The following is a 1,642-nucleotide window of genomic DNA, read 5'->3' as shown; positions in this document are numbered from 1 at the left end:
GACTATCTGTACGAGCCCGCGCCCAAACCGGCGGTCGATACGTTGCTGCTGCGCTACGTCGAGGCGACGCTCTATCAGGCCGTCGTCGAGAACTACGCGTGCGAGCAATGCGCGCGGATGTTCAGCATGCAGACCGCGACGGACAACGCCGACCGCGTGCTCCGCGAACTGCGGCACCTGTACCAGAAGACGCGACAGGCGCAGATCACCACCGAGCTGTGCGAAATCGTCGCCGGCGCGGCGGCGGTCTGAAGGAGTCCGCATGAAGACGTCGATGAAACTCGACATCGTGAGCGTGGAAGCGGTGCTGTATGCCGGCGACGCGCATTTCGTCGTCGTGCCGGGGGAAAGCGGAGAGTTGGGGATCTACCCGCACCACGCGCCGCTACTCACGCGAATCAGGCCCGGCGTCGTGACGCTCGTCGATGCGCCGACCGGCGAGCATCGCCGCCTCCTCGTCGCGGGCGGCGTGCTGGAGGTCAGCCGTGACGGCGTGACGCTGATCGCCGATCACGCACTGCGCACGCCGGAACTCGACGAGCTGCGCGCACGCGAAGCGCGGCATGCGGCCGACGACTGGCGCCAGCGCTACGCGCACGAAAACCGGCGCGCGTTCGATTTCGCGTCGGCCCGCGCGGAATTGATGGAGGAAATCCGGCGCTTCTTTGCGATGGCGCTGCGGCAACAAACGCCGCACGACAAGCCGGGCAGCGCCGGCTAGCCGCGGCTCCGGTGCCGCCCGCTCAGTCGCGCAGCTTGCGAAAACGCGGCGTGCCGTCTTCGAGATTGCCGTTGAACATCGCTTCCGGCCGCACCCACAGCCCGCGCGCATGCGGCCACAGATGCTCGTAGACGACTACCGATTCCTCGGTTTCGGAATGGCGGGCAACGCCGATGTAGCGGTACAGGCCGCCCTTGTAGTGGCGGTGCGTCGCGAGCTGTTCGGCTTCCTGTTCGGTCATGGTGTGCTTCTCTTCGGCAAAAACGGAAAGCGCGTATTGTATGCGCTGCGCCGCGCGTCAGCGTTTCGTGTAGATGTCGGGGCGGCGGATCTCCATCAGCCGCTCGGGGTTCGCGGGCGGACCGAAACCGACCGGCCGGTACAGCGCGTGCGCGTCGGTCGTCGCGAGCATGATGCGGCGCAGGCTCTGCACCATTTCCTGCGCGAATATATGGTCGATCAGCGCGCGGCCGTAGCCGTTGCCGCGTTCGGCCGGCAACACGAACACGTCGCACAGGTACGCGAACGTCGCGTGATCGGTGACGAGCCGCGCGAACCCGACGAGCCGGTCGCCGACATACGCGCCGAAGCACAGCGAACCCTCGATCGCCCGCTCGACCACGTCGCGCGGGATGCCCTGCGACCAGTACGCGTCGCGATGCAGGAAGTCGAAGATCGCGTCGATGTCGAGTTCGCGCTTGTCGGTGGAAAATCTCAGCGTGGCGGGGGTGGCTGCGGGCACGTCTGTTCTCCGGTTCGAGGGGCGGAAAGCGGAGCATCGACGATACCGCGCCGCGGGGTGCGGGACAAGGGTATGGCCGAGCCGCCGCGGGAAAACAGATGCGCGTCGTCCTGCCGCACGGCGCCTCGAGACCTGTACAACATTCCGTACATATATTCGAATAGTGCTATACTTGTACC

The 1,642-nt window shown here is 66.2% G+C and carries 4 protein-coding genes; 2 read left to right on the top strand and 2 right to left on the bottom strand.

The window, feature by feature from the left end; translation table 11 throughout:
* Positions 1-252: F0F1 ATP synthase subunit gamma (locus JMF90_RS36260; RefSeq protein ID WP_201326261.1), on the top strand; the 252-nt coding region annotated here is incomplete at its 5' end.
* A 10-nt stretch (positions 253-262) separates the two neighbouring features.
* On the top strand, positions 263-721 hold the full coding sequence (gene atpC, locus JMF90_RS36255; protein WP_023476056.1) for an ATP synthase F1 subunit epsilon: 459 nt from the start codon (positions 263-265) through the stop codon (positions 719-721).
* A gap of 22 nt (positions 722-743) precedes the next feature.
* Here the strand turns inward: atpC and JMF90_RS36250 are convergent, their stop codons facing one another.
* On the bottom strand, positions 744-962 hold the full coding sequence (locus tag JMF90_RS36250; protein WP_006480837.1) for a DUF1653 domain-containing protein: 219 nt from the start codon (positions 960-962) through the stop codon (positions 744-746).
* Between the two features lie 57 nt (positions 963-1,019).
* Positions 1,020-1,463, bottom strand: a complete 444-nt coding sequence (locus JMF90_RS36245) for a GNAT family N-acetyltransferase (RefSeq protein WP_012339675.1) — start codon at positions 1,461-1,463, stop codon at positions 1,020-1,022.
* Positions 1,464-1,642 lie beyond the last annotated feature (179 nt).

It is taken from the genome of Burkholderia sp. E168m23, from assembly GCF_016586125.1.
Classification (GTDB): Bacteria; Pseudomonadota; Gammaproteobacteria; order Burkholderiales; family Burkholderiaceae; genus Burkholderia; species Burkholderia orbicola.
The sequence above is the reverse complement of the archived record's forward strand: the minus strand, read 5'-3'. Positions and strand labels throughout refer to the sequence as shown.

Coding starts and splice junctions, on each gene's coding strand:
- atpC (WP_023476056.1), top strand. CDS start 263: ATGAAGACGTCGATGAAACTCGACATCGTGAGCGTGGAAGCGGTGCTG.
- JMF90_RS36250 (WP_006480837.1), bottom strand. CDS start 962: ATGACCGAACAGGAAGCCGAACAGCTCGCGACGCACCGCCACTACAAG.